At 73.0% G+C, this 26,994-nt stretch carries 26 protein-coding genes; 11 read left to right on the plus strand and 15 right to left on the minus strand.

Annotated features, from left to right (window positions below; all coding sequences use genetic code 11):
- Positions 1 to 2 precede the first annotated feature (2 nt).
- Positions 3 to 779, minus strand: a complete 777-nt coding sequence (locus D1648_RS12835) for a TetR/AcrR family transcriptional regulator (RefSeq protein WP_122942464.1) — start codon at positions 777 to 779, stop codon at positions 3 to 5.
- Positions 780 to 925: 146 nt separating this feature from the next.
- Here D1648_RS12835 and D1648_RS12840 point away from each other — a divergent pair, with 146 nt between their 5' ends.
- From D1648_RS12840 to D1648_RS12855, 4 genes are all read left to right on the plus strand, one after another.
- Complete coding sequence (locus D1648_RS12840; RefSeq protein ID WP_122942466.1) at positions 926 to 1,852, plus strand: ATP-binding cassette domain-containing protein; 927 nt, start codon at positions 926 to 928, stop codon at positions 1,850 to 1,852.
- 45 nt (positions 1,853 to 1,897) lie between these two features.
- Complete coding sequence (locus D1648_RS12845; protein WP_122942469.1) at positions 1,898 to 2,734, plus strand: ABC transporter permease; 837 nt, start codon at positions 1,898 to 1,900, stop codon at positions 2,732 to 2,734.
- 136 nt (positions 2,735 to 2,870) lie between these two features.
- Positions 2,871 to 4,322: an exodeoxyribonuclease VII large subunit gene (gene xseA, locus D1648_RS12850; RefSeq protein WP_241155492.1), complete on the plus strand. Its 1,452-nt coding sequence runs from the start codon at positions 2,871 to 2,873 to the stop codon at positions 4,320 to 4,322.
- A 30-nt stretch (positions 4,323 to 4,352) separates the two neighbouring features.
- A complete protein-coding gene (locus D1648_RS12855) occupies positions 4,353 to 4,664 on the plus strand; it encodes an exodeoxyribonuclease VII small subunit (RefSeq protein WP_122942471.1) in 312 nt (103 codons plus the stop codon).
- Between the two features lie 18 nt (positions 4,665 to 4,682).
- Here D1648_RS12855 and D1648_RS12860 read toward each other — a convergent pair whose 3' ends face one another.
- Positions 4,683 to 5,321, minus strand: a complete 639-nt coding sequence (locus D1648_RS12860) for a DUF4245 family protein (RefSeq protein WP_122942473.1) — start codon at positions 5,319 to 5,321, stop codon at positions 4,683 to 4,685.
- A 174-nt stretch (positions 5,322 to 5,495) separates the two neighbouring features.
- On the opposite strand from D1648_RS12860, the gene D1648_RS12865 reads away from it, so the two are divergent.
- A complete protein-coding gene (locus D1648_RS12865) occupies positions 5,496 to 6,407 on the plus strand; it encodes a carbohydrate kinase (protein ID WP_122942475.1) in 912 nt (303 codons plus the stop codon).
- 93 nt (positions 6,408 to 6,500) lie between these two features.
- Positions 6,501 to 7,916, plus strand: coding sequence for an aspartate ammonia-lyase (locus D1648_RS12870; protein ID WP_122942477.1), 1,416 nt, complete (start codon positions 6,501 to 6,503; stop codon positions 7,914 to 7,916).
- A 257-nt stretch (positions 7,917 to 8,173) separates the two neighbouring features.
- Here D1648_RS12870 and D1648_RS12875 read toward each other — a convergent pair whose 3' ends face one another.
- The 3 genes from D1648_RS12875 to D1648_RS12885 all read right to left on the minus strand — a co-directional run bounded on the left by D1648_RS12875 (position 8,174) and on the right by D1648_RS12885 (position 11,900).
- Positions 8,174 to 9,064 carry an endonuclease domain-containing protein gene (locus D1648_RS12875; protein ID WP_122942479.1) on the minus strand — a complete coding sequence of 297 codons (891 nt, stop codon included), beginning with the start codon at positions 9,062 to 9,064 and terminating at the stop codon, positions 8,174 to 8,176.
- A 289-nt stretch (positions 9,065 to 9,353) separates the two neighbouring features.
- Positions 9,354 to 10,808 carry a PhoH family protein gene (locus D1648_RS12880; RefSeq protein WP_206424810.1) on the minus strand — a complete coding sequence of 485 codons (1,455 nt, stop codon included), beginning with the start codon at positions 10,806 to 10,808 and terminating at the stop codon, positions 9,354 to 9,356.
- A 333-nt stretch (positions 10,809 to 11,141) separates the two neighbouring features.
- Positions 11,142 to 11,900: an isoprenyl transferase gene (locus D1648_RS12885; RefSeq protein ID WP_122942481.1), complete on the minus strand. Its 759-nt coding sequence runs from the start codon at positions 11,898 to 11,900 to the stop codon at positions 11,142 to 11,144.
- Between the two features lie 182 nt (positions 11,901 to 12,082).
- Between D1648_RS12885 and D1648_RS12890 the strand changes: the two genes are divergently transcribed.
- Entirely contained in the window at positions 12,083 to 12,994 is a 912-nt protein-coding gene (locus D1648_RS12890; RefSeq protein ID WP_164518717.1) for a hemolysin III family protein, read from the plus strand.
- Between the two features lie 22 nt (positions 12,995 to 13,016).
- Here D1648_RS12890 and D1648_RS12895 read toward each other — a convergent pair whose 3' ends face one another.
- Both D1648_RS12895 and mca read right to left on the minus strand, forming a co-directional pair.
- Entirely contained in the window at positions 13,017 to 13,352 is a 336-nt protein-coding gene (locus D1648_RS12895; RefSeq protein ID WP_206424811.1) for a hypothetical protein, read from the minus strand.
- Positions 13,349 to 14,260: a mycothiol conjugate amidase Mca gene (gene mca / locus D1648_RS12900; protein ID WP_122942483.1), complete on the minus strand. Its 912-nt coding sequence runs from the start codon at positions 14,258 to 14,260 to the stop codon at positions 13,349 to 13,351. Before mca ends, D1648_RS12895 begins: the two co-directional genes overlap by 4 nt.
- Before the next feature lie 260 nt (positions 14,261 to 14,520).
- Between mca and D1648_RS12905 the strand changes: the two genes are divergently transcribed.
- Both D1648_RS12905 and greA read left to right on the plus strand, forming a co-directional pair.
- Entirely contained in the window at positions 14,521 to 14,913 is a 393-nt protein-coding gene (locus D1648_RS12905) for a DUF4307 domain-containing protein (protein ID WP_122942486.1), read from the plus strand.
- Positions 14,914 to 15,131: 218 nt separating this feature from the next.
- Complete coding sequence (gene greA, locus D1648_RS12910) at positions 15,132 to 15,620, plus strand: transcription elongation factor GreA (RefSeq protein WP_122942488.1); 489 nt, start codon at positions 15,132 to 15,134, stop codon at positions 15,618 to 15,620.
- Between the two features lie 144 nt (positions 15,621 to 15,764).
- Here greA and D1648_RS12915 read toward each other — a convergent pair whose 3' ends face one another.
- Positions 15,765 to 17,126, minus strand: a complete 1,362-nt coding sequence (locus D1648_RS12915; protein ID WP_122942490.1) for an AI-2E family transporter — start codon at positions 17,124 to 17,126, stop codon at positions 15,765 to 15,767.
- A gap of 140 nt (positions 17,127 to 17,266) precedes the next feature.
- On the opposite strand from D1648_RS12915, the gene D1648_RS12920 reads away from it, so the two are divergent.
- Positions 17,267 to 18,145: an ABC transporter ATP-binding protein gene (locus tag D1648_RS12920; RefSeq protein WP_122942492.1), complete on the plus strand. Its 879-nt coding sequence runs from the start codon at positions 17,267 to 17,269 to the stop codon at positions 18,143 to 18,145.
- Positions 18,130 to 19,842 (plus strand): hypothetical protein, encoded by a 1,713-nt coding sequence (locus D1648_RS12925; protein ID WP_122942494.1) that lies wholly within the window; start codon positions 18,130 to 18,132, stop codon positions 19,840 to 19,842. Before D1648_RS12920 ends, D1648_RS12925 begins: the two co-directional genes overlap by 16 nt.
- Before the next feature lie 31 nt (positions 19,843 to 19,873).
- Here the strand turns inward: D1648_RS12925 and D1648_RS12930 are convergent, their stop codons facing one another.
- From D1648_RS12930 to glmS, 7 genes are all read right to left on the minus strand, one after another.
- Entirely contained in the window at positions 19,874 to 20,374 is a 501-nt protein-coding gene (locus D1648_RS12930) for a GNAT family N-acetyltransferase (protein WP_122942496.1), read from the minus strand.
- A 1-nt stretch (position 20,375) separates the two neighbouring features.
- Positions 20,376 to 21,098 (minus strand): tRNA (adenosine(37)-N6)-threonylcarbamoyltransferase complex dimerization subunit type 1 TsaB, encoded by a 723-nt coding sequence (tsaB, locus tag D1648_RS12935; RefSeq protein WP_122942498.1) that lies wholly within the window; start codon positions 21,096 to 21,098, stop codon positions 20,376 to 20,378.
- Positions 21,098 to 21,769, minus strand: coding sequence for a tRNA (adenosine(37)-N6)-threonylcarbamoyltransferase complex ATPase subunit type 1 TsaE (gene tsaE, locus D1648_RS12940; protein WP_122942501.1), 672 nt, complete (start codon positions 21,767 to 21,769; stop codon positions 21,098 to 21,100). The genes tsaB and tsaE overlap by 1 nt, the downstream gene beginning before the upstream one ends.
- A complete protein-coding gene (gene alr, locus D1648_RS12945; RefSeq protein WP_122942505.1) occupies positions 21,766 to 22,938 on the minus strand; it encodes an alanine racemase in 1,173 nt (390 codons plus the stop codon). The genes tsaE and alr overlap by 4 nt, the downstream gene beginning before the upstream one ends.
- Complete coding sequence (locus tag D1648_RS12950; RefSeq protein ID WP_122942507.1) at positions 22,935 to 24,470, minus strand: NAD(P)H-hydrate dehydratase; 1,536 nt, start codon at positions 24,468 to 24,470, stop codon at positions 22,935 to 22,937. The genes alr and D1648_RS12950 overlap by 4 nt, the downstream gene beginning before the upstream one ends.
- On the minus strand, positions 24,470 to 24,919 hold the full coding sequence (locus D1648_RS12955) for a holo-ACP synthase (protein ID WP_122942509.1): 450 nt from the start codon (positions 24,917 to 24,919) through the stop codon (positions 24,470 to 24,472). The genes D1648_RS12950 and D1648_RS12955 overlap by 1 nt, the downstream gene beginning before the upstream one ends.
- A 77-nt stretch (positions 24,920 to 24,996) precedes the next feature.
- On the minus strand, positions 24,997 to 26,865 hold the full coding sequence (glmS, locus tag D1648_RS12960) for a glutamine--fructose-6-phosphate transaminase (isomerizing) (protein ID WP_122942512.1): 1,869 nt from the start codon (positions 26,863 to 26,865) through the stop codon (positions 24,997 to 24,999).
- Between the last annotated feature and the right edge of the window lie 129 nt (positions 26,866 to 26,994).

Consider the following 26,994-nt stretch of genomic DNA (forward strand, 5'->3'; position numbering starts at 1 on the left):
GCTCAGACGCGGCTCCGCGCCACCCGCCGCTCGAGCCCGTCGATGATCAACGACAGGCCGAGCCCGAACTCGTCGTCGACCCCGAGGGTGCCCCCGTCGATCACCGGGAGGTCCTCGCCCGACTCCTCGCCGCCCGCCCGAGCATTCGTCGCGAACAGGCCGGCGATGTGCGGGAACCGCTCGGGGGTGATCACCTCGCCGAGCAGCGCCGAGCCCGCCGCGGTCGTGGCGAGCAGCCCTTCGGCGGCCAGGTCCTCCTCGAGCTCCACCATCGAGGCGGCCAGCTGGGAGACCACCAGGATCGTGCCCACTTTCGCCTCCATGTCGAGCTCGAGGTCCGCCAGGACCCCGAGACCCAGATCCGCCGCCCACATCGAGTTGGGCATGAGCACCGAGGACTGGCCGCGCGGGATGCCGAGCACCCAGGGATGGGAGCGGTAGGCGTCGCGCACGAGCTCGGCCCAGGCCCGCAGCCCCTCGCGCCACCCCTCGGGCAGGCGCGCCCGCTCGGGCAGCCTGAGCGCCGCATCCTGCATGAGCAGCAGCAGCTCGTCCTTGCTCGAGACGTAGCGGTACAGCGACATCGTCGTGAAGCCGAGAGATCTCGCCACTGCCTGCATCGTCACGGCGCCGAGTCCCTCTGCGTCGGCGAGCTCGATCCCGGCGGCGACGATCCGCTCATGGCTCAGCCCGCGGCTGGGTCCGCGCTGCGGCGCCTCCTCCATCCCCCACGCGATCATCACCGCGCGGGGCAGTCCCGTTTCGCTCTTCTCGGCCATGGCCCCAGTGTTCCACTCGCGCCGCGGGCCCCGCCCATCGTCCCCGACCCCAGGAACTGTCTATGCAATACACGGTGTATGCCGTACGCTGTCTGCGTCATACACAGTCGACGGGGAGAAGCCCCTCCCGCTCCCAGGAGCCCGCCATGACCGCACCCCCGCCCCTGCTCGAGATCCGCGGCCTGCGGAAGTCCTACGGCACGCGCCCCGTCCTCGACGGGCTCGACCTCGTCCTCCCGCCCGGGATCCACGCCCTGCTGGGCCCGAACGGCGCGGGGAAGACCACGCTGATCAAGATCCTGTCCACGCTGCTCCCGCACGACGGCGGCACGGTGCGCGTGCTGGGCCTGGATCCCCGGCGCGATCGCCGACGCCTGCAGGGACTCCTCTCCCTGACCGGGCAGTTCGCCGCCGTCGACGGCGCACTCACCTGCACCGAGAACCTCGAGATGATCGGTCGGCTGTTCGGACTGCCCGGCTCTCTCGCCCGGACGCGCGCGGCCGAGCAGCTCGAGCGCTTCGAGCTCACCCGCGCCCGCTCGACCCGGGCCGCGACGCTCTCCGGCGGGATGCGCCGCAAGCTCGACATCGCCGCCGGCCTCCTGTCCCGGCCGCGGCTGGTGATCCTCGACGAGCCCACCACGGGGCTGGACACCCGCAGCCGCCAGGTGCTGTGGGAGGAGATCCGCGGCCTCGCCGCCGAGGGCACCTCCGTGCTGCTGACCACGCAGTACCTCGAGGAGGCCGACGCCCTCGCCGAGCAGGTCCACGTCCTGGACCGGGGCCGCATCGTCGCCGGCGGCACCACGCAGGAGCTCAAGGCACTCGTGGGCGGGGCAGTCGTCCGCATCCTCGACCAGGACGGCGCCGTGCTCGAGGAGCTCGCGACCACCGGCACCGCGCCGGACCTCGCCGCACGCCTGGCCGAGGCCGCCCACCGCTTCCCCACGGCGACGGCGAGCATCCACCGACCCACCCTGGACGACGTCTTCCTCCACCTCACCGAGGCCGGCCCGTCGGCCGACCCGGACGGTGCGGCGACCGCACCGTCGGTCGCCCCCGTCCGCGTCTGACCGCATCTGCCCCTACCCCGCCCGACCATCGACCCGGAGGCCCTCATGTCCGCTCTCGCTCCCGCCGCGCCCGCCCTGCACCCCGCCGCATCCGCCGAGCCCCGTGCGGCGAGCTTCCTGACCGGCACGCTCGTGCTGTCCCGCCGCAGCCTGCTCCACTCCTTCCGCGACCCCGAGTCGGTGCTGATGGCCGTGCTGCTGCCGGTGATGATGATGCTGATCTTCGTGTACGTGCTCGGCGGCGCCATGAGCGTCGGCGACGGCGCCCCGTCGCACGGCGAGTACCTCGCCTACGTGCTGCCGGCGATCGCGCTGACCTCCGCGGGGTTCGGGGCCTCGTTCACGGCCGTGGTGGTCAGCAACGACATGACCACCGGGCTGATCGATCGGCTGCGCACCATGCCGTTCCCCGCCGTGACCGTGCTGCTGGGCCATACGGTCGCCTCGCTGGTGCGGAACCTGCTGGCGACCGTGGTGGTGGTGCTGGTGGCGCTGGCCGTCGGCTACCGCACCGACGCCCCGCTCCTGTCGCTGCTGGGCGCCTTCGGGCTCATCGCGCTGTGGATCCTGGTGATCACGGTGGTCTTCGCGACGCTCGGCATGCTCGCCGGCTCCGCCGAGGCCGCGAGCGGCTACGGCTTCATCCTGCTGTTCCTGCCGTACCTCTCCAGCGGCTATGCGCCGGTCGAGACGATGCCGGGCTGGCTGCGCGCCTTCGCCGAGCACCAGCCGATGACCCCGCTGATCGACGCCGCCCGCGCGCTGATGGACGGGCAGGCGGCGGGAGCCGACGCCCTGGTCTCGGTGGTCTGGTGCACGGGTCTCATCACGATCGCGCTCGTGGTCGCGGGGTACGTGTTCCCGCGCCGCACCTCCCGCTGAGCACGGCTCCGAGCGGGGCCGACCCGGGAGCTGCAGCGCGCTCGGGAGGGAGGGCCACCGCCCCTCCACACCGCCGCCTCCTCCACAGCCGCCGGCCCGTCGGCAGGATGTCGGCCCGACGTGGAAGAGTGGACCCATGACGCAGAGGACCCCCCGGCAGGGAGAGGCGGGCAGCACCGCAGCAGGCGCCGACGCACGCGGCACCGTGGCGGCGAGCGCAGGTGCAGCGGGCTCCGGCGCACCGGTCGGCGGCGCGGAGGCCGACGGTGCGGCGTCCCGCGGCGCTCCCGGCCCCGCGGCCCGCCCGCCGCTCGCAGCGACCGCCGCGCAGACCACAGCGGAGAACCCGTGGCCGCTGCGGCAGCTGTCGGTGAAGGTCGGCGAATACATCGCACGGATGTCGCCGCTGTGGGTCGAGGGCGAGATCGTGCAGCTGAACCGCCGCCCCGGCGCCGGGCTGAGCTTCATGACCCTGCGGGACATCGACGTGGACATGTCCTTCTCCGTGCCGGTGCGGGAGCACGTGCTGCGAGCCCTGCCGGTCGAGCCGGTGCCCGGCGCGCGCGTGGTGGTGCATGCGAAGCCCACCTTCTGGACCAAGCGCGGAAGCCTCCAGCTCGAGGCCGACGACATCCGCCCCGTGGGCCTCGGCGAGCTGCTGGCGCGGCTCGAGCAGCTCAAGCGGGTCCTCGCCGCGGAGGGCCTGTTCGCCGCCTCGCGGAAGAAGCCGCTGCCCTTCCTGCCGCGTGTGATCGGGCTGATCTGCGGGCGGGAGTCCGCCGCCGAGCGCGACGTCGTGGTCAACGCCCGACGCCGCTGGCCCGCCGTGCAGTTCGAGATCCGCGAGGTCGCCGTGCAGGGCGCGCGGGCGGTGCGAGAGGTCTCTGCGGCGCTGCGCGAGCTCGACGAGCGCGAGGACGTCGAGGTCATCATCATCTCCCGCGGCGGCGGCTCCCTCGAGGACCTGCTGCCCTTCTCCGACGAGCAGCTCACCCGGCTCGTCGCCGATGCCGCCACCCCGATCGTCTCCGCGATCGGGCACGAGGTGGACACCCCGCTGATCGACCTCGCCGCGGACGTGCGCGCCTCCACCCCCACCGACGCCGCCAAGCGGGTCGTCCCCGACATCCAGGCCGAGCTCGAGCAGCTGGACCTGGGCCGCACCCGCCTGCGCGCCGCGATCCGGGCACGCATCGAACGGGAGCAGTCGGGGCTGGACGCGATGCGCTCCCGGCCCGTGCTCGAGAACCCCGCGAGCATCCTCGCCGGGCGCGCCGACGAGATCCGCTCCCGGATCGCGCTGGCCCGCACCCTGATCGGCTCGCGCCTGGACCGGGCGGCCGACGAGGTCTCCCATCTGGGGCGCCAGGTGCGCTCCCTGAGCCCGCTGGCCACGCTCGAGCGCGGCTACGCCGTGGTGCAGACGGCCGACGGAACGATCGTGCGCAGCCCCGAGGCGAGCAGCGTCGGCGAGGCCCTGTCGGTGCGGGTCGCGGGCGGCCGCTTCGGCGCGCTGCACGTGGACGAGGACCCGTACACCCCGCCCGCGCCCGACGACTCCGATCCGCCGGTTCCGGCCCGGAGCTGACCCCGACCCCGATCCCCGAGGAGCACACCCATGAGCCAGTCCCCTGCCGATTCCCCCTCCGACCAGACGACCCCCGCCGTCACCCCGTCCGAACCCGCCGGCGAGACCCCGCTGCCCGCGGACATCGCCGAGCTCTCCTACGAGGCGGCGCGCGACCAGCTCGTCGAGGTGGTGCGGCGCCTCGAGTCCGGGCAGGGCGGTCTCGAGGACTCGATCGCGCTGTGGGAGCGGGGCGAGATGCTCGCCCGCCGCTGCCAGCAGTGGCTGGACGGCGCGCGGGAACGCCTCGAGGACGCCGTCGCGGCGCGACGCGAGGACGGGACGGACAGCGGCGAGCGCTGAGCCACGCGGCGCGGCGGCTCAGCCGACCGCGGCGAGCGCCTCGCTCATGAGCTGCTCGAGCTCGGCGCGCTCGGCCTCGCCGTGGACGAGCATCCCGTAGCCCTCGCCCTCGCAGGCGATGCCCAGCCGGTCCGCTCCGGAGTCCCCGCCGGTGAGCACCTGGCAGTCGGCGCCGTCGAGGGTCGTCTCCTCGGTGACGCTCGCGCCGGGCAGCTCGGCAGAGAGCATCGGGGCGCTGATCTCGCCGTCCTCGGCGAGGGTGACCAGGGCACCCCCGGGAGAGGTGTACTGCACGGTCCAGGCGGGGCTCTGCCCGTCGGTGAAGCGGGCCGAGCGCACCTCCCACTCCTCCCCCGTCACCGGCACCGCGACCGGGAACTCGGCGACCGCCTGGGCACGCTCCGCGGTCGCGGCGACGTCCACCTCGGAGTTCTCCAGCGGTTCCCGCTCGAGATCGCTGCCCACGCCGAAGAAGCCGATGGCCAGAACGATCACCACCGCCATGGTCAGCACGATCGCCCAGAGGATGTTGCGCAGGACGGTGTTCTGCTTCGTCGGCAGCTGGTACGCGGACTTCGGCCGCTCCACCGGCGGCTCGCTCTCGACGAGGTCGGGGCTCTCCGTGCGGTCGGGGCTCTCGGGCTGGGCATCGTGCATGGGGACATTGTCCCCGCCCACGCCCCAGGCCGCTTCCCGGGGTGAGCCGGGCCACGGCCACGTCGACGCCGAGCGCTGTCGCAGCACCGTCACGGTGCCCGCCGCCCGTCGGCCCCGTGTTCGCCCGTCGGCCCCGTGTTCGCCCCTGCCCAGGAAACCTGCGATGATCGAGAGGTGACCGCGAGAATCCTCATCGCCGGAGAAGCCCTCACCGACATCGTCATCGACGCCGACGGCGGTCGTCGCGAGCACCCCGGCGGCTCCCCCCTGAACGTGGCCGTCGCCCTGGCGCGACTCGGCCACGACGCCCACCTGCTCACCGCCATCGGCGAGGACCCGCGCGGAGACGCGATCCGCGCGCACCTCGACGAGTCCGGTGTGCGCCTCACCCCCGCCTCGGTCCGCCCCGGCCGCACCTCCACCGCCGAGGCCGTCCTGGACGCGAGCGGTGCCGCGACGTACACCTTCGACCTCGCCTGGGACCCGGACCCCGCGGGGATCCCGGAGGGCCTCGACGCCGTCCACACCTCCTCGATCGCGGCCGTCATGGAGCCCGGCGCGTCGACGCTCGCGGAGCTGCTGCGCACCGCCGGTGCCTCCGCGACCATCAGCTACGACCCGAACGCCCGCCCCACCCTCATGGGTGCGCCCGAGGACGTCCGCTCACGGATCGAGGAGAACATCGCCCTGGCCGACGTGGTCAAGGCGTCCGACGAGGACGTGGCCTGGCTGTACGGCACCGACGACCTCGAGGACGTCGTCTCCTCCTGGCGGGGCCTCGGCCCCTCGCTGACGGTCCTGACGCGCGGCGGCGAGGGGGCGGTCGCCTTCTCCGCGAGCGGTCGCGTGCAGGTCGCGCCCACGCAGGTCGAGGTCGTCGACACCGTCGGCGCCGGCGACACGTTCTCCGCCGGGATCCTCGATGCCCTGTCCGACAAGGACCTGCTCGGCGCCGACCGTCGCGAGATGCTCGCCGCGATCACCTCGGACGAGCTCGCCTCCGTGCTGCGCCGTGCCGCCCGCCTCGCCGCGATCACCGTCTCCCGGGCCGGCGCGAACCCGCCCTGGAGCCGAGAGCTCCTCTGACCCTCCCGCCCGCGGAGCAGATCCCGCGAGCGGCCCGCCCGAGTCACCTGCGATCCAGGTGCACCGTCACGAGAGAACGAGAAAGGCCCATCGATGAACCAGTCCACCCCCGCAGCGCCGCAGAGCGACTACCGCATCGAGCACGACACCATGGGAGAGGTGCGCGTGCCCGCCTCGGCCCTGTACCGCGCCCAGACCCAGCGTGCGGTCGAGAACTTCCCGATCTCCGGCCAGGGTCTCGAGCCCGCCCACATCCATGCGCTCGCCCAGGTCAAGAAGGCCGCGGCACGGGCGAACAAGGAGCTCGGGGTGCTGGACGGGGCGATCGCCGACGCGATCGTCGCCGCGGCCGACGCGGTCATCGCCGGCGAGCACGACGAGCAGTTCCCGGTGGACACCTACCAGACCGGCTCGGGCACCAGCTCGAACATGAACATGAACGAGGTCCTCGCGACCCTCGCCACGGACGCGGGCACCGAGACCCACCCCAACGACCACGTCAACTGCTCGCAGTCCAGCAACGACGTATTCCCCACCTCCGTGCACGTCGCCGTCACCGCAGGCGTCGTCGAGCACCTGCTGCCCGCCCTCGCCCACCTCGCCGAGTCCCTCGAGCGGAAGGCCGAGGAGTGGAAGGACGTGGTCAAGTCCGGCCGCACCCACCTCATGGACGCCACCCCCGTCACCCTGGGCCAGGAGTTCGGCGGCTACGCGGCCTCGATCCGCTACGGCATCGAGCGCGTCGAGGCGGCGCTGCCCCGCACCGCGGAGGTCCCTCAGGGCGGCACCGCCGTCGGCACCGGGATCAACACCCCGCTCGGCTTCCCGCAGAAGGTCATCGCGAACCTCGTCGAGCAGACCGGCCTGCCGCTGACCGAGGCGCGCAACCACTTCGAGGCGCAGTCGAACCGCGACGGGCTGGTGGAGATGTCCGGCGCGCTGCGCACGATCGCGGTGTCCCTGACGAAGATCTGCAACGACCTGCGCTGGATGGGCTCCGGCCCGAACACGGGCCTCGGCGAGATCGCGATCCCGGACCTGCAGCCCGGCTCCTCGATCATGCCCGGCAAGGTCAACCCCGTGATCCCGGAGGCCGTGCTCATGGTGTGCGCGAAGGTCGTGGGCAACGACGCGGCGATCGCCTGGGGCGGTGCGCAGGGCGCCTTCGAGCTGAACGTGCAGATCCCGCTGATGGGCACGAGCCTGCTGGAGTCGATCCGCCTGCTCGCCAACGCCTCCACCGTCCTGGCCGACAAGACCGTCGACGGCCTCACCGCCAACGAGGAGAAGGCCCGCTTCTACGCCGAGGCCTCCCCCTCGATCGTCACCCCGCTGAACAAGCTCATCGGCTACGAGTCCGCCGCGAAGATCGCCAAGCACGCCGTCGCCGAGCGCATCTCGGTGCGCGAGGCCGTGATCGCGCTGGGCTTCGTCGAGCGAGGCGAGCTCACCGAGGCCCAGCTGGACGAGGCGCTGGACGTGCTGTCCATGACCGCACCGAAGGCCTGATCGGCGACGTACCGGCCGCGCCGAGCCGGCCCCAGCCTCGATCCCAACGGCCACGAGAGGTCCCTGGTACCGCGCCTGCCTCGGTCAGGGGTGCATGTACTGGCGCTCAGCCCGTATCCGTCCCCGTATACGGGCTTCGATGCTGGCTGAGCGCCACTGGTTGCAAGGAGCCGCGGCCCCGGATCCATGGCAAGGAGCCGCGGCCCCGTGTGCGTGGCCAGGCCCTGACCGGTGAACTTGCCCCGCCTCGCTCGCGCTCATCGACGCGGCGGCTCGAGGTGCTCCCCTCGACGGAGGATGGCCAGCAGCATCTCCCGCGTCTCCTCCCAGCGCACGAAGACCTGCTCCCATGACAGCCGCGTGACTCGGTATCCCCTCGAGGTCAGGTAGAGGTCACGAGAGCGATCCTCGGCGTAGCTGAGCGGGTCGTCGTGGTGCTCGCGGCTGTCGCATTCGATGACCCAGCTCCGTCCCACCAGGAGATCCATCCTCCGTCGGCCGTCCGGGAACAGGACCTGGGGCCTGACCGGGAACTGTCGTGACTCCATCCACCACCGCACCGTGGTCTCCGTCCCGGATTCCGCATCGGCACGGATCCGGGAGAGGGGCCGGCGGATCCGCTGCGGCAGCGCGGCGAGGATCCGGTCCGCCTCGTGCCGGGTAAGTCGCCGCCTGTGCAGTGCGGACTCGAACAGCACCGCCGAGGTCGCCACCGGCAGGCACAGTGCAGCATGTCTGAGCACGAGATCGAGCTCCGGGACGGGATCGTCCGTCGGCCACGAGCGAAGAGCCGGGCCATGCAGGACGAGGTCCTGCTCCTCGGCCAGTGTGATGATCGTGCCGTCCCGGCTCCGCACGGGCTGGGCCTTGGCACCCGACAGTTCGCCGTCGGCGCTCAGGAGGCGCGGTCGGAAGACGTGCGTGCCGGGGTGCGGAGGCGTCCACAGGCCGTGGAGCGAGGCTCCGTCCAGGCAGGTGGGGCGCACGCCGAGCCGCAGCAGTGCGACGATCCCGGGGGGCGCCTCTGCTGTGGCGTACCAGGGCTGGATGCTCGAGACGACACCGTTCCTCAACCACCGTCGGACCACGGCCTGCTCGACGCCCTGCGCGCGGAGGCGCGCCCTGTGCTCGATGCCCTTGATGTGCATGCCTGCGAGGGAAGCACCGATCTTCCTCGGCCCGCCGCGACCGGGCTCCCGCTGTGGACACGGGCCCGCTGTGGAGGAATGGTCGCCTGTCCTGGCACGCCAGCGCTCCTGAGCCCCGAGCGGCCACTGGCCTCCCACGTCCACCGGGCTGTTGCGATCACTGGCGCTCGGCGAGCATCCATCCCCGCATATGCGGCCGGCCGTCGGCACAGCGCCACTCGTTGCAATGCGACCGGGCCGCCGCCGGATCTCGACCCACCACCGGATCTCGACCCGCCACCGACCCCGTTCAGGGGATCGGCTCGTCCAGGACGTGGGTGACGAGCTCCGCGACCTTCGACCGCTCGGAGCGCTGCAGGGTGATGTGGGCGAAGAGGTCCTTCTCCTTGAGCGCCTCGACCACGGAGGCGATCCCGTCGTAGCGGCCGATGCGGAGGTTGTCGCGCTGGGCGACATCGTGGGTGAGGACCACGCGGGAGTTCTGCCCGATGCGGGAGAGCATGGTCAGCAGCACGTTGCGCTCGAGGGACTGGGCCTCGTCGACGATCACGAAGGCGTCGTGGAGGGAGCGGCCACGGATGTGGGTCAGCGGCAGCACCTCGAGCATGCCGCGGGAGAGCACCTCGTCGATGACGTTCTGGGACACCATCGAGCCGAGCGTGTCGAAGACCGCCTGGCCCCAGGGCCCCATCTTCTCGCTCTGATCCCCGGGGAGATAGCCGAGCTCCTGCCCGCCCACGGCGAACAGGGGGCGGAACACCATGATCTTGCGCTGGGTGCGGCGCTCCAGGACGGCTTCGAGACCGGCGCAGAGGGCGAGTGCGCTCTTGCCGGTGCCGGCCCTGCCGCCGAGGGAGACGATGCCGATCGACTCGTCCTGGAGCAGGTCGATCGCGACGCGCTGCTCGGCGGAGCGGCCGGAGACGCCGAACACGGTCTGGTCGCCGTGGACCAGCCGCACCTGCTTGTCGCGGGTGACGCGGCCGAGCGCGGAGCCGCGCGGGCTGGTGAGCGTCAGGCCCGTGTGCACGGGGTGGTGGGCGATCTCGGGCAGCTCGACGGTCTGGCCGTCGTAGAGGTCGGTCATGGTCTGCTCGTCCACGGAGGCGGTGACCATTCCGGTGTAGCCGCGGTCGCGGGCGAGCTCGGCGCGGTACTCCTCGGCGTGGATGCCGGAGGCGCTGGCCTTGATCCGCATCGGCAGGTCCTTCGACACCAGCACCACGTTCTTGCCCTCGAGCTGGAGGTTCTTGGCGACGGCGAGGATGCGGGTGTCGTTGTCGCCGAGCCGGAAGCCGTCGGGGAGGGAGGCGGGGCTCATGTGGTTCAGCTCGACGTGCACGTGGCCGCCGTCCTTGCCGATCGGCAGCGGCACGGAGAGGTTGCCGTGCAGCTCGCGCAGGTCGTCGAGGATGCGCAGCGCCTGGCGGGCGAAGTAGCCGAGGTCGGGATGGTGGCGCTTGGCCTCGAGCTCGGTGACCACCACGATCGGCAGCACGATGTCGTGCTCGGCGAAGCGGTGCAGGGACAGCGGGTCCGACAGCAGCACGGAGGTGTCCAGCACGTAGGTGATCACACCGGTCTCGACCTCGGCGAGCATCTGCTGGGCGGCGCCGGGTCGCAGCGAGGGCACCACCGGCGCTCCGTCGGGGTTCGCGGCGCCGATCGCCTCCGCTCCCCGGTCGTCGCGATGCGGGATGCCGCCGTCGGGCATCGTCTCGCGGGCAGTGGTCGTCTCGTCCATGGGAGCCTCCCGGGTTCGCGCGGATGCCAGGACCATAGCCCTGCCCGCACCCGCTGTCGGGCGAGTCCCGCAGGCGGCGGACACGACGTTCACCCGATCGTCATCGGGAGTTGTGCAGTTCCCGATGTCGCCAGTGTGCCACCGCTCACAGCGCGCGGCAGGGAGGGGGCGAGAGGCAGTCGCGGGAGGGATTGCACGCGGTGGCGCTCAGCCGGCATCCATCCCCGCATACAGCGGCGGATGCTGGCTCAGCGCCGCTCGTCGCACGTGCCCGGGGCTCGCTGGGAGACTCCGGCGGATCCGGGCTCAGGCGACGACGAGGACCGCCTCGCCTCAGGCTCCGAAGCGGCGCTCGCGTCGGCAGTAGTCGCGCAGGGCGCGCAGCAGGTCGATGCGGCGGAACCCGGGCCAGTAGGTCTCGCAGAACCAGAACTCGGAGTGCACCGACTGCCACAGCAGGAAGCCGGAGAGGCGCTGCTCCCCGGAGGTGCGGATGATGAGGTCGGGATCGGGCTGGCCGCGCGTGTAGAGGTGCTCGGCGATCGAGCCGACGCTGATCTCCTCGGCGATCTCGTCCGCGCCCTTGCCCTGTGCGCCGAGATCCCGCACGAGCTCGCGCACGGCGTCGACGATCTCCTCGCGACCGCCGTACCCGATCGCGACGTTCACGGTCAGCCGGGACTCCGGCGGCTTCTCCTGCTGCAGCCGTGCGATGCCGGCGCGCATCTCCTCGGGCAGGGAGTCGGCGCTGCCGGTCAGGCGCACGCAGTAGCCGGCCTCGGTGATCTGCTCGATCACGGAGGTGATGATGCCGTAGAGCGCGCCGAGCTCATCGGGCGGGCGGCGCAGGTTGTCGGTGGAGAGCATCCACACGGTGACCAGGGGGATGCCGAGGTCCTCGCACCAGGAGAGGAACTCGACGATCTTCGCGGCGCCGACGCGGTGTCCCTGCGCCGTGGTCTCCCCCGCCGCCTTCGCCCAGCGGCGGTTGCCGTCGACGATGACTCCGAGATGTTGGGGAAGGTCGAAGGCCTCGAGCTCCTTGCCCAGGCGGCGCTCGTACACGCGGTACAGGAGGCCGTCGTCGTCCATCCTCACCTCCGTCGTTCGCGCCGCTGTCCCGGAGATCCGCTCCGGGGCGCGCCGGGTGCGGCGCGTCCGCCCTCCATTATCGACGACGACGGGGGTGCCGCCCGACGTTCGGCGGGAATCCACACGACTCGGTCACAGCTCCCACCCACCGAACCTACGGCTGCGTAGGTTAACGTGACCCCATGACCCCCGGACAGCCCGAGAAGGCCACCCCGAGCACCGCCGGGCGCTCGCCCCGGACCACCGCCGACGACTCCTCCGCCGTGCGCGCCTCCGCCGAGGACTCCCCCGCCATCTCCCCGACCCTGGAGGACCCGGCGCCGCGGGAGGTCGCCCTCGCCGTCGCCGGCAGCGGCGGCACCACCGAGGTGCGCGACGAGGACCTGCCCACCGCCGAGAACTTCCCGTTCGCGCCGCGCACGCTGACCCGGGCGATGGCGCGCCGCGCGACCCAGCTGGGGCTGCAGCTGCCCAAGCCGCGCCTGCGCGGGATGCTGCACCTGATCGCCTTCCCGACCTCGCTCGTGATCGGGCTGCTGCTCGTCGCTCTCGGCGAGACCGTGACGATCCGCCTGGCCTGCGCGGCCTTCGTGCTGACGGCGGGGATGCTGTTCGGGGTCAGCGCCGTCTACCACCGCGGCACCTGGTCACCGCAGCACGCGATCATCCTGCGCCGCTTCGACCACGCGAACATCTTCCTGATCATCGCGGGGACCTACACGCCGATCGCCGCCGCGCTGCTCGCCCCGCGCCAGGCGCTGACGCTGCTGGCGATCGCCTGGGGCGGGGCGCTGATCGGGGTGTGCTTCCGGATCTTCTGGACCGGTGCGCCAAGGTGGCTGTACGTCCCCGCCTACGTGGCGCTGGGCTGGGTGGCGATGTTCTACATGCCGCAGCTCTTCGCGAGCGGCGGCTGGGCCGTGGTCATCCTGCTGATCGCGGGCGGTCTCGCCTACACCGGCGGTGCGGTGATGTACGCGCTGAAGCGGCCGAACCCCTCGCCGGCCTGGTTCGGGTTCCACGAGCTCTTCCACGCCGGGACGCTGATCGGCTTCGGCTGCCACTTCGCAGCCGTCGCCGTGGCCGTGCTCTGACACAGCGCCCAGGGCCGACGGCTCAGGCGCGGTTGTCGTCGGGCGGCGTGCCGTCGCTCTCCGACGTCCCGTCGCCCTGGACCCCCTCGTCGTCCTGCGCGGCCGCGGCCTCGGCCGCCTCCCTCTCGAGCTCGGCGTGGCGCTCCTCGACCCGGGCCTTGGCCTGGACCCGGCGCACCCGCCGGGTCATGTCGACCAGGAGCAGCACGACGACCACGGCGAGCACGAACACCGCGAAGAAGCCCGGCAGCCCCGGGGAGACGGTGACGGAGGTGAACTCCTCCTCGCCGCCGTCCGAGGGGCTCGGCGCGGCCTGCAGCACGGCGCCGAGGACCGGGAGCATCCCCGCCGCGTTCACGGACGCGCCTCGACGCTCTCGTGGCGCAGCCCCGCGAACAGGTCCCGCTCGGGCAGCTTCACCCCGATGCGGGAGATGTGCAGCTCGTAGTCCTCGGTGCCCCAGGCCGCGATCTCGGCGTCGTGCGAGATGCGGAAGAACGGCCCGTCGGGGTCGACCTGAGTGGCGTGGGCGCGCAGCGCGTCGTCGCGGATCCCGAGATACTCGCGCACGTCGATGCGGGTGGTGAGCAGCCGGTCGTGGCTCTCGTCGTAGCGCTGGAGCATCTGCTCGAGCTCCTCGTTCGGGGCACCCTCGGCGCGCAGGTGACGGCTCACCGCGGAGAAGCGCTGGCGATGGAATCCGTTGATGTAGTAGAGCTTGGCGATCTCCCAGGGCTCGCCGAGCTCGGGGGCGAAGCCCGGGTCCGCCGCGAGGTCGAAGGCGGCCAGCGAGATGCGGTTGACCTGGATGTGGTCGGGGTGCGGGTAGCCGCCGTTCTCGTCGTAGGTCGTCATCACGTGGGGGCGCAGGCGGCGCACCGCCTCGACCAGGGGACGCGCCGCCTCCTCGACGGGGAGGCTCGCGAAGCTGCCCTCGGGCAGGGGCGGCAGCGGGTCGCCCTCGGGAAGACCGGAGTCGACGAAGCCCAGCCACTCGTGGCCGACGCCGAGGATCTCCTGGGCGCGCTGCATCTCGCGGCGGCGGATGCCGGGCAGGGTCGCCGGGGTGATCTCGGGGTCGTCGCGCAGGCGGGGGTTCAGCACGTCGCCGCGCTCGCCGCCGGTCGCGGTGATCACCGTGACCTCGACGCCCTCGCGGGCATACCGCGCGGTCGATCCTGCACCCTTGGACGATTCGTCGTCCGGATGCGCATGGACGGCGATCATCCGCAGGGGCTCATCGGGGGCGGGCAGCTGGACGGTCACGGGACTCCTCGGAGAACGACGGGCGGGGCGCTGCCCCGGTGCGGTGGGCGGGCCCGGACCGGGCGGTCACACCGGGCGGTCCACGAGTCCTGCACCAGCGTCCGATCGTACGCCACCTCGCCTGGACCGCACCGGGGAGCACCCCTGTCCGCGGCGCCGACGTGACCGTCACCTCCCCACGGCGCGGAGGTGACCGGCCCCTCCCGGACACCGGCCCGACTGTCGGCGGGCTCCCCGCCGGCGTCTGCGAGACTGAGCCCATGGACGACGTCAAGGACCTCCACGCGCAGCGCTACGGCGGGCCGATCGTGTCCCCGCGCACCGCGAAGATCCTGGTGGGAGTCGCCGCGGCGGTGTTCCTCGCGGCCGTGGTGGTCATCGGCATGATGATCTCGAGGACCGACGTGCGCTACGAGGTCGTCGCCTACGAGCATCTGGCCGACGACCTGATCGAGGTGGACTACGTGGTCACGATGCCCCCGGGCACCGAGGCGACCTGCCGGATCCAGGCGCTGAACGAGGGACGGGCCCAGGTCGGCTTCGTCGAGACGACCGTGCCGGCGCAGACGGAGCGGCGCACCGCCCACCACGTGGAGATCTCCACGCAGGGCCAGGCGGTCTCGGCCGAGATCGTCGGCTGCACCGTCGGCTGACGGGGCCCGGAGCGGCAGGCACGGATTTCTCCGTGCGCGTAAATCCTCCGACGGTCCCGGGGAACGTGGGAGGTGACGTGTAAGGTTGCCCGAAACCGGCGAACAGCCGGGCATCATCATCACCCGCACACGGGGCGCATGAGGACATGTGCCCCGTGATTCGCGTTTCGGGGGTTCTCGTCCCCGTGCGCATCACCGAGGACGACAGGAGTGAACCCATGAGCAGCCAGCCGAATGGCGCCTGGCTCACCCAGGACGCGTACGACCGCCTGGCCAAGGAGCTCGCCGAGCTCGAGGGCCCGGGCCGCACCGACATCGCCGAGCGCATCGCCGCGGCTCGCGACGAGGGCGACCTCAAGGAGAACGGCGGCTACCACGCCGCACGCGAGGAGCAGGGGAAGATGGAGGCGCGCATCGCCGATCTCCAGCGCCTGCTGAAGAACGCCGTGGTCGGGGAGGCCCCGAAAGATGACGGCGTCGTCGAGCCCGGCATGGTCGTGGCGATCTCGATGGCCGGCAAGGAGCGCACCTTCCTGCTCGGCAACCGCGAGATCGCCGACGGCGACGATCTGGAGGTCTACTCCACCGAGTCGCCGCTGGGCTCCGCGATCCACGGCTCGAAGGTCGGCGACACCGTCGACTACATCGCCCCGAACGGGAAGTCGCTCCCGATCGAGATCCTCCGCGCCAAGCCGTACACGGCCTGAGTCGCACGCCCCGCGGGGCAGGTCCGGGCCCTGTCCCGGACACAGGGACGAGCCCCTCCCGGCGCTGCCGGGAGGGGCTCGTCCCGTTCTGGGGGCCGCCTTCCGAGGAAGCGGATCCCGGGAGGCCGGCTCCCGAGGGCAGGGTCAGTCCCGCTGCTCGTCCTCGCGCGGGCGCGGGGCGGTCTCCTCGACCGACGGGGCGGGCTCCTCGACCGACGGGACGGGCTCCTCGACCGACGGGGCGGGATCACCGCCCGCCGCGGCACCGGCCGACGGGACCGGGCCGTCGTCGTCGGCCGCCGTGTCCGCCGCGTCGGGCGCCGCTCCCTGCGCGCCGACGCTCTCGCGCGCGGGGGTGCCGCGGGTGAGCGCCGCGAAGTGCTCCGCGCTGGCCCGGTCGTGGCCGAGGTCGGGGCTCGGGTCCCGCCCCACCACGTACAGCAGGGTCGCGTTGACGAAGGCGATCAGCGGGATCGCGAACAGCGCACCGGGGATCCCGGCGATCATCGCGCCGGCGGCGACGCCCAGGAACACGCCCAGCGGGTGGATCTCGACGGCCTTGCCCATGAGGAAGGGCTGCAGCACGTTGCCCTCGAGCTGCTGCACGGCCAGCACGATCACGAGCATGATCACCGCGCCGACCCAGCCGTTGAGCACCAGCACCAGCAGCACCGCGATCGCGCCGGAGACGATGGCGCCGACCAGCGGGATGAAGCTGAACAGGAACACGAGCAGCCAGATCGGCACCGCGTAGGAGCCCAGGCTCAGCGCGACCATGCCGATCGCGATGCCGGTCGCGTCGACGGCGGCGACGAGGATCTGGGTGCGCATGTAGGCCGACAGCGCCTTCCAGCCGCGGCGGAACGCCTCATGGGTGGGCACGCGCGCGGCGGGCGGGAGCAGGCCGACGACCCAGCGCCAGATCCCCGACCCGCCGGCGAGCAGGAAGAACAGGGAGAACAGCGCCACGACGAGACCGGTGCCGATGTTGCCGAGCGCGGTGGCGGTGGTGACCGCGCCGGAGACCAGCTGGCCGGAGTACTGCTGGAGCTGCTCGAGCCCCTCCTCGAGAGCGGAGTCGATCATCGGGGTGTCGATCTGGAACGTGCTCTGGACCCAGTCGAGCAGCGCCTGGAAGCCCTGCACGGCACGGCCCTGGATGTCGTCCCACTGCGCGATCAGCTGCCGGCCGGCGAGGGTGAACATCCCCGCGATCACGAGCAGCAGGCCCAGCAGGGCGATGCCGCTGGCCGCTCCGCGTCCCAGCGGCGTGTAGCGGACGATCACCTTGACCACGGGGGTGAGCAGCGAGGCGAGCAGAACGGCGATGAACAGCGGGATCACGATCGTCGTGATCTGCACGAGCCCCCACAGCAGCAGCGCGCCGGCGGCGACGATGAGGAGCAGGCGCCAGGACCACGAGGCGGCCCGGCGCACACCGATCGGGATCTCTCGGACCTCCTGCGCGAGGCCCGGGGCTCCGGGAGCGGGGCGCGATGTCGACATGGGGCTCCTTCCGTACGAGCCACGGTGGCTCACGGGCATCCTAGTCATCGCAGGCTCTCCGCCTGCGCACCGACGAAGGTCGCAGATGCTCCCGCCGAGAGAGGGAGCTTCGCGCACCGGCCGGGCGATAACGTGACCGCATGCACAGCGACGCCCCCCAGCCCTCCTCGGTGCCTGCCCCCTCCCCGCAAGCGAGCCCGGAGCCCGCAGCACGCCCGCTCTCCGGCGCGGCCGCACCCGTCGCCGCCGACGCGTCGGTCCCCGAGTCGACGGCGCTGTCGATCCGCGGCCTGCGCAAGTCCTTCTCCGGCACCGAGGTGGTCCACGCCTTCTCGCTGGACGTCCCGCGCGGCTCCTTCTACGGGATCGTCGGCCCCAACGGCGCCGGCAAGACCACCACCCTCTCGATGGCCACGGGCCTGCTGCGGCCCGACGCCGGCACCGCCCACGTGCTCGGCCACGACATGTGGGCCGAGCCGCAGGCGGCCAAGGCGCGGATGGGGGTCCTCGCCGACGGGCTGCGCACCTTCGACCGGCTCACGGGCCGGGAGCTGCTGACCTACGTCGGCCTGATCCGGGGGATGGAGCCGGCCGTGGTCGAGGAGCGGATGGAGTCGCTGCTGGCCGCTCTCGACCTCGCGGGCGAGGACGGCAAGCTCGTCGTGGACTACTCCGCCGGCATGACCAAGAAGATCCTGCTCGCCTGCGCGCTGCTGCACGCCCCGCGTCTGCTGGTGCTGGACGAGCCGCTCGAGGCCGTCGACCCGGTCTCCGCGCAGGTGATCCGCACGATCCTCACCGCCTACGTCGACGGCGGCGGCACGGTGGTGCTCTCGAGCCATGTCATGGAGCTCGTCGAGGGGCTGTGCAGCCACGTCGCGATCATCGCCGAGGGGCAGCTGATGGCCGACGGCACGCTGGACCAGGTCCGCCAGGGCGGCAGTCTCGTGCAGACCTTCATCGACCTCGTCGGCGGCGGCGACGTCGCGGAGGGGAGCCTGTCGTGGTTGGAGTCCTGAGCACCGAGCACGCCCGCACCGCGGCCGCGCAGGACGTCCGCCACGGCGACATCGAGCGCCGCGCGCTGGTGCGCCTGCAGCTGCGGCTGAAGTGGACGCTGTGGAAGCGGTCCTACCGCAAGAACATCGGCAAGCTCATCGGCACCTCGATCGGGGCGCTGTACGCCCTGGGCGGCCTGGCGGGACTCGTGTTCCTGTTCCTGGGCACGACCCTCTGGGCCGGCGAGGGCGAGCTGTTCCCGCAGATCGTGCGGGGCCTCGGCGCGGTCACCGTGCTGGTGTGGTTCCTGATCCCCGTGTTCGCCTTCGGGCTCGACGACACGCTGGACCCGCGCGCCTTCGCGCTCTTCCCCCGCAGCGCGAAGGAGCTGCAGCCGGGCATGTTCGCGGCGGCGGCGCTGAGCCTGCCGAGCATCTTCACGCTGCTCGCGATCGGGATCGCGACCGCCTTCGAGCTGCTGTGGCTGATCGTGTTCGGGCAGGGTGCGGGCTGGATCGTGCTCGGCGCGCTCGCGCTGATCCCCGCGAATCTCGCCGGGCTCGCCCTGTGCCTGCTGCTGCCGCGCGCCTGGTTCGCGCACTCGGCCTCGCGCACCTCGAGCCGCAAGGGGCGCGAGCTGGGCGGGATCCTCGGCTTCATGGTGATGTTCGGGGCGATCTACGCCTTCTCGCTCACGGCGCAGCGGATCGAGGACCTCGACACCGCGTGGGTGCGCGAGCAGCTGCCGCGCGCGGTGGACGTGCTGGCCTGGACGCCGCTCGGCGCGCTGTTCTCCGTGCCGATGGACCTCGCCGAGGGGCGGGTGCTCACCGCGCTGCTGCGGGCGCTGATCGGCGCGGCGACGATCGTGGTGGTGTGGCTGTGGTGGCGGCGCTCGATCGACCTCTCCCTCACCTCGGCGCTGACCGGCGACGCCTCCTCCGGGCAGGCGAAGGTCTCCCCGCTCGTGCCCCGCTTCGTGCCCGTCGGCCCCTTCGGCGCGGTGATGGGCAAGGCGCTGCGCTACTGGCGGCGCGACACCCGCTATCTCGCGGCGCTCGGCATCTACCCGGTGGTCATCGTGTTCTTCGTGGCGATGGGCTTCATCACCCCCGAGGCGCGGCCGATGATGCTCGGGATGGCCGTGTTCATGTGCGCGATGACGGGTCTCAGCGTCTCGAACGAGTTCGGCTTCGACGGCCCGGCCAGCTGGGTCAACATCGTCACCGGCCTGCCCGCGAGGGCGAACCTGCTGGGCCGCATCGCGGCGATCGCGGTGCTCATGGTGCCCGCCGTCGTGGTCATCACGATCGGCCTGCCGCTGCTGTTCGGGCTGCCGCATCTGATCCCGATGACGCTGCTGGGCGCGCTCGGCGCGATGCTCGCCGGCTGGGGCACCTCGATGGTGGCGGGAGTGATGCTGCCCTACCCGAGCTCACCTCCGGGCACGAACCCGATGAAGGACAAGTCCGCGTCGAGCTCGAACGCGATGCTCTCGATGGGGATCTCGATGGTGGCCGTGTTCGTGCCGATGCTGCTGCCGCTGGGCGTGGGGATCTGGGGCGCGGTCACGGACAGCCTCGTGCTGATCACCGTCGCCGGGGCGCTCGCCCTCGTGATCGGCGTGGTCGTGCTGCTGGTGGGGCTGCGGATCGCCTCGGTGCGGCTGGAGGCCCGTTACCCGGACATCTTCCAGAAGGTGCACGACCACCTCTGAGCGAGGTCCGGTCCGCGCCAGCAGCGTCGGGTCAGGCTGCGGGGCCGCCCGGGGCGTCGAGCTCGCGCTGCATCACGAGCGCGTCGATGCGCCGACCGCGGATGCGGTAGTAGGCGCGACGGCGGCCGATCTCCCGATAGCCCGCAGCGGTGTAGACGGCGCGGGCGCGGGTGTTGTCCTCCCGCACCTCGAGCAGCATCCGCTCCGCGCCGCCGCGTCGGGCCTGCTCCTCGCACCAGGCGAGCAGGGCGCGACCGGTCCCCTGCCCCTCACTCCGCGTGCCGATCGTGTGCAGGTCGGCGATGTCGCCGGCGAGCATGATCCCGGCGTAGCCGAGCAGCGTGCCCTCCTCGACCGCGACGACATAGCGGCGGTCGGGGTGCGCGATCTCCTCGGCGAGCTGGAAGACGGTCCAGGCCTCGTCGGGGAACAGCTCGAGCTCGGCGAACGCGATCTCCTCGACGTCCTCGAGGGTCGCCGGTCGCAAGATCCAGGACCCGCCGGCGATGCCGCTGCCGTCGGCCGTGCTCATCTCAGCGGCCCAGGGCGCTCTTGCGCGCAGTGGGCTTCGCGGCGTCCGGCTCGCGCAGGTACATCGGCTCGGTGCTGGTGAGGTCCTCGCCGCGGGCGGCGAGCTCGGCGGCGGCGCGCAGCAGGTGGCCGGCGTCGACGTGCTCGATCTCGGCGGTCGCGGGCAGCAGCTCGGGATACAGCGCGGTGCCGGAGCCGACCAGCAGGTCGCAGCCGGTCAGCTCGGCGGCGACCTCGGCGGGGGCGTGCACGGCGGGCTCCGCGGTCCGGGTGACCGCGCCGTCCGTCTCCCGTCGGTAGCGGGCGTGGTAGACCTCGCGGCGACGGGCGTCGAGCGCCACGGCGACGGTGACCGGGCCTCGATCGGCCGGCACATCCGCGAGAGCCTGATGGGCCAGGGCGTCCAAGGAGCTCAGTCCATGCAGGGGCAGACCGAGCACGGCGGCGATCGAGCGGGCCGAGATCAGCCCCACGCGCAGCCCGGTGAAGGGGCCCGGGCCGCGGCCGACGACCACGCCGGTCAGCTCCTCGCGCGTCACGCCCGCGGCCTGCAGGGTCTCCTCCACGAGGGCCAGCAGCACCTCGTCGTGGTGGCGGGAGCGAGCGTCGGAGCGGACCGCGAGGATCTCGAGCTCCGCGGCGGGCGCGGACTCGTCGGTGCCGGGCAGCTCTCCGCGCGCGACGGCGACGCTCACGGCGCCGGAGGTGTCGATTCCCAGGAGCATCAGCTCTCCTCCTGCTCGGCGGGGCCGACGGGGTCGGTGGCGGTGGGGACGTCGGACTCGGCCGAAGGATCGGCGGTGCCGTCGGCGGCGGTGACCGCGGCGAGCGCCGCCTCGAGCGCGGCGATCGCGGCCGAGTCCCAGCGGGGTCCGCGCGGGGTGAGACGCAGGGTGCGGGGCTCGTCGGGGTCCAGCGGGTCCTCGACCCGGTCGGGGCGCTCGAGCTCGACCAGCAGCACGGAGTCGGCGAGGTGCTCGACCCGGTCCCTCCCCCATTCCACGACGGTCACGGCCCGGTCCAGGTCCGCCTCGAGATCGAGGTCGTCGATCTCGCCGGTGCCGCCGAGGCGGTAGGCGTCCACGTGCACGAGGTCGGGGCCGCCGGCGAGGTTCGGATGGACCCGCTCGATCACGAAGGTCGGCGAGGCGACGGGGCCGCGCACCCCGAGGCCCTGGCCGAGCCCCTGGGTGAAGGTGGTCTTGCCGGCCCCGAGCGGGCCGTCGAGCACGAGCAGGTCGCCGGGCCGCAGCGCCGCGGCGAGCGCGTGGGCGATCACGCGGGTCCCGTCGGCGTCGCGGGTGTGCAGCTCGAGGGCGCCGTCGCTCTCGCCCGTAGCGCCGGTGCCGGCCGTCCCGGCCCCGGACGCACCGGTGCCGTCGGAGCCCGCGGTCATGCGCGCACCTCGCGGGTGACCCGGCCGGAGACGGAGGTCAGCACCTCGTAGGGGATGGTGTCCGCGGCGCGCGCCCAGTGATCCGCGGTCGGGGCGGTGGGGGCGTCGGGCTCCCCGCCGGCGTCGCCGAAGAGGACCACCTGGTCCCCGGCGCGGGCGTCGCTGTCGGGACCCAGGTCGACCACGATCTGGTCCATGCTGATCCGTCCCACCTGCGGCACGCGCCGGTCACCGCTCTCGGTGCGCACGAGCACCTCGATGCGGTCCGAGGCGGTGCGGTGCAGCCCGTCGGCGTATCCGATGGGGACGAGGCCCAGGGTCGTCGCACGGCTGGTGCGGTGGATGCGGCCGTAGCCGACGCTGTGCCCCTCGGGGACCTCCTTGACCAGCGCGAGCCGGCTCGAGAGAGTCATCGCCGGGCGCAGCGGCACATCGGCGGGCACGGGCGGGTAGCCGTACAGCGCAATGCCGGGGCGGACGATGTCGCGGTGGAGATCGGGGCGGGTCAGCGTCGCGGCGGAGTTCGCCAGGTGCCGCAGCGGGATCGGGCCCGCGACCTCCTCGAGCGCCTCGCAGGCCGAGTCGAACAGCTCCACCTGCTGGTCCGTCGCCGGATCCTCGGGGTAGTCGGCGCTGGTCAGGTGGGTCCAGGCGGCGGTGAGCTGGAGGAAGTCGTCCTCGCGCAGCGCCGTGCCCATCTCCCGGATCTGCCAGGGCATCACACCGTTGCGGCCCATGCCGGTGTCGATCTTGAGGTGGACGCGGGCGCGCCGGTCCGCCTCGCGCGCGGCGGCGGAGACCAGCTGCAGCATCTCCGGGGAGCCGACGGCGACATCGACCCCGGAGGCGAGCACCTCGGGCAGCACGATCCGTGCCGTGTGCGGCTCGTACAGCCAGGTGAGGATCTGCGCGTCGAGGTCCGCGCGGGCCAGCGCGAGGGCGCTCGCGGGGTGGGCGACGCCGAGCCAGGTCGCCCCGCCCTCGATCGCGGCGCGAGCTGCGGTGAGCATGCCGTGCCCGTAGCCGTCGGCCTTGACCACCGCCATCAGCGCCGTCTGCTCCTCGAGGAGTGTCCCCAGCGCCCGCGTGTTCTGGGTGATCGCGGAGGGGTCGATCACCGCCCGGTTGGGCACGTGCCGGGGGTCCTCGGCAGGGATCGGGATGGTCATCGGGCTCCTCGGTTCAGGTCCTGGGCGTCCGCCAGGATAGACCCGATGGTCGCCGGCAGAGAGTCCGCGACCTCGAGCGCGACCAGGGGGTGCCGTCCGTCACCCGAGGCCGCGCGGCCCGCCCGGCCGTGCAGCAGCGCCGCGAGCGCGGCCGCCTCGGGGCCCGGCAGCCCCGCGGCGAGGAGGGTGCCGAGGATCCCGGCGAGCACGTCGCCGGTCCCGGCGGCGGCGAGCTGGGAGGTGGCGTCGTCCTGGGAGCGCAGCGCTCCCCCGTCCCCGGGGGCGACGAGGGTGATCGCGCCCTTCAGCAGCACGGTCGCGCCGGTCGCGGCGGCCAGCGCCCGGGCGAGCTCCGGCGCCGACAGGTCCGGGTCCACGTCGAGCCGCCTGGCGAGGCGTTCGGCCTCCCCGCGGTGCGGGGTGAGGACCACGTCGGGGCCGAAGCGGTGCGCGGGGGTGATCGCCCCGAGGGCGCCGGCGTCGAGCGCCCCGCGGCGCGGCCCCTCCCCCTCGCCGGCGAGCATGGCGACGCCGATCCCGGCACGCGGGTCGTCGGCCGGCAGGCCCGGCCCGATCACGACCGCATGGGTGCGCGCGAGGGTCTCGTCGTCCAGCACGCGACCGCCCGCGCGGCCGGGGCCGACCGGATGGCCGACGGTCTCGGGACGGGCGGCCAGGACCAGGTCGAGCACGCGCTGCGGGGCGAGGCAGCGGACCATGCCCGCCCCCGTGCGGGCGGCGCCGGAGACGGCGAGGACCGCCGCGCCGGGGAACTGCTCGCTGCCGGCGGCGAGGGCGACCACGCCGCGGCTGTACTTGGTGGAGCTGCGGTCCGGGCGCGGGAGCAGGTCGCGCGCATCGGCGAGCTCCAGCCGCTGCACGGCGGGCCGGGCGGGCAGGTGCGGCTGGAGCCCCAGGTCAACGAGGTGCACGGCCCCGGCGAGCTCGGCGCCGCCGGGCAGCAGCAGCCCCGCCTTGACCGCTCCGAAGGTGATCGTCTCCCTCGCCGGCAGCGCTCCGGGCGCGGCCTTCCCGGTGGAGGCGTCGACGAAGCTCGGCAGGTCCGCGGCGAGGACGGGCACGCCGCTGTCCCGCACCGCCTCGAGCAGCTCCTCGAGCTCGGCGGGGACCTCGGGGCGGCCGCCGATGCCGAGGATCGCGTCGATCACGAGGTCCGCCTCGCCCAGCAGGTGCTCGAGCCGCTCCGCGTCGAGCTCGGCGAGGGGGTGGAGGGTCCCGCCGGCGGTCTCGAGCGCCCGGGCGCCCTCCTCGTGGCGGCGCGCAGAGGTGGTGATCGCGTCGGCGGACAGGGAGTTCTCGCGGCGCAGGATTGCCGCGGCATGCAGCCCGTCGCCGCCGTTGGCGCCCGCCCCGGCGAGGACGAGGACCTGCGGCGCGAAGGGGACGGAGCGCAGGTGGTGGGCGGCGCGCTCGGCGAGGGCGGCCGCGGCGCGGAGCATGAGCGGCTCCCCCGCCTCGAGCAGGGGCCGCTCGGCCTCGCGGACGGCCTCGGCGTCGTGCCCTCGCAGCATCAGCGCCTCCCCGCCTGCGCCTCTCGCTCGGCGACGACGATCGCGGTGGCGATCGCGCCGTCGTGCGAGAGGGAGAGGTGGAGGTGGGCGACGTCCTGCTCCTCGGCGGCGCGCAGGGTCGCGCCGCGCAGCCGCAGATGGGGGCGCTGTCCCGTGGCGCGCTCGACGGTGACGTCCTGCCAGGAGAAGTCTCCCGGGGTGCCGAGGGCCTTGCCCACGGCCTCCTTCGCGGCGACCCGGGCGGCGCGCGAGGCCGGTGAGAGCTCCCGCTCCCCGGGGGTCAGGAGACGGTCGAGCAGGGCGGGGGTCCGGGCGATCATCGCGTCCAGGCGCGGGATGTCCACCACGTCCACGCCGACGCCGACGACGGTGCCGTCGGCCCGGGGCGCGAACGCCCGGCCGCCGAAGGTGTCGTCGGGGCCGGACGTCGCAGGGGTCGAGAGGGTCACAGTGGCAGTATCACACCCCCGGCCCACCGGCGGGGCGGACCGGGCAGGTCGCCCGCCGCCCCGGCCGGCCGTGCCGGTCACTCGACGGTGACGGACTTCGCGAGGTTGCGGGGCTGGTCCACGTCCAGGCCCTTCGCGGTCGCGAGCTCGCAGGAGAAGATCTGCAGCGGGATCACGGTCAGCAGCGCGGCGAAGAGGGTGCGCGTGGCGGGCACGCGGATCACCTCGTCGGCGTAGGGCAGCACCGCGTCGTCGCCCTCCTCGGCGATCACCAGGGTGCGGGCGCCGCGGGCGCGCACCTCCTGGATGTTGGAGACGACCTTGGAGTGCAGGGAGTGGCGGCCGCGCGGGGAGGGCACGATGACGAACACCGGCTGCCCCTCCTCGACCAGGGCAATCGGGCCGTGCTTGAGCTCGCCGGCGGCGAAGCCCTCCGCGTGGATGTAGGCGATCTCCTTGAGCTTCAGCGCCCCCTCCATCGCGGTGGGATAGCCGACGTGCCGGCCCAGGAAGAGCACGCTGGTGACGTCCTTCATGTCACGGGCGAGCTGCTCGATCTGCGCGGAGCCGTCGAGGACCTGCTGGATCTGCGCGGGGATCTGCTCGAGGTCGTCCATGAGCGCCGCGATCTCGTCGGGGAACAGGTTGCCGCGCACCTGGGCGAGGAAGAGGCCGAGCAGGTAGCTGGCGACGATCTGGCCGAGGTACGCCTTGGTCGAGGCGACCGCGATCTCGGGGCCGACGTGCAGGTACAGCGCCGCGTCGGACTCGCGCGGGATGGTGGAGCCGCGCGTGTTGCACAGCGCGATCACCTTCGCGCCCTGCTCGCGGGCGTGCCGGACCGCCATGAGCGTGTCCATCGTCTCGCCGGACTGGGAGATCGCGACGACCAGGGTCTTCTCGGTGACGACAGGGTCGCGGTAGCGGAACTCGTGGGCGAGCTCGACCTCGGTGGGGATCCGGCACCAGTGCTCGATCGCGTACTTCGCGACGGCGCCGGCATTGGCGGCGGTGCCGCAGGCGATCACCACGATCTTGTCGATGCTGCGCAGCACCGAGGGGTCGATCTGCATCTCGTCGAGTTGGAGGGTGCCGTTCTCGAGCCGGCCGCGGAGGGTGTCGGCGACAGCGTCGGCCTGCTCGTGGATCTCCTTGGCCATGAAGGAGTCGTAGCCGCCCTTCTGCGCGGCGGCGGCGTCCCACTCGATCGTGTAGCGCTTCGCGTCCTCGACCTCGCGGCCCTCGACGTCGATGATCGAGACCGCATCGGGGGTGACGGTGACGATCTGGTCCTGGCCGATCTCGAGCGCCTCCTTGGTGGAGTCGACGAAGGCGGCGACGTCGGAGCCGAGGAAGTTCTCCCCGTCGCCGAGGCCCACCACCAGCGGGGAGTTGCGGCGCGCGGCGACGACGGTGTCCGGGGCGTCGCGGTGGACGGCCAGGAGCGTGAAGGCGCCCTCGAGCAGCGCGGCGGTGCGGCGCATCGCCTCGGTGAGGTCGCCGGTGGCCGCCATCTCGCGGGCGACGAGATGGGCGGCGGCCTCGGAGTCGGTCTCGGAGGCGAAGGCGAAGCCGTCGGCCTCGAGCTCGCCGCGCAGCGCGGCGAAGTTCTCGATGATGCCGTTGTGGACCAGCGCCAGCTCGCCGTCGCGTCCGCCCAGGTGGGGGTGGGCGTTGGTGTCGGTGGGGCCGCCATGGGTGGCCCAGCGGGTGTGCGCGATGGCGACCTGCCCGGTGGACTCCGAGGCGTCCTCGAGGGCGCCGCGGAGGTTCGCGAGCTTGCCGGCGCGCTTGGTCACGCGCACCGCGCCCTCGTCGAGGACGGCGACGCCCGCGGAGTCGTAGCCGCGGTACTCGAGGCGGGCGAGGCCCTGGAGGGCCACGTCCACGGGACGGGAGGAGGGGGCTGCGGCGCGAGGGCCTGCGTATCCGACGATTCCACACATGGCGCTCACGCTAGCGATCGCGTCCTCCGATTCCGCCGCCCGCGCCGGATCCGTGCGAGGCCTTCCTCACCTTCGCTCCCCGCCGCGCGCGGCCGTGGCCGAGCGTGCTCACGACCGATCAGATATGAG

It is taken from the genome of Brachybacterium sp. EE-P12, from assembly GCF_003711805.1.
In the GTDB taxonomy this organism is placed as follows: domain Bacteria; phylum Actinomycetota; class Actinomycetes; order Actinomycetales; family Dermabacteraceae; genus Brachybacterium.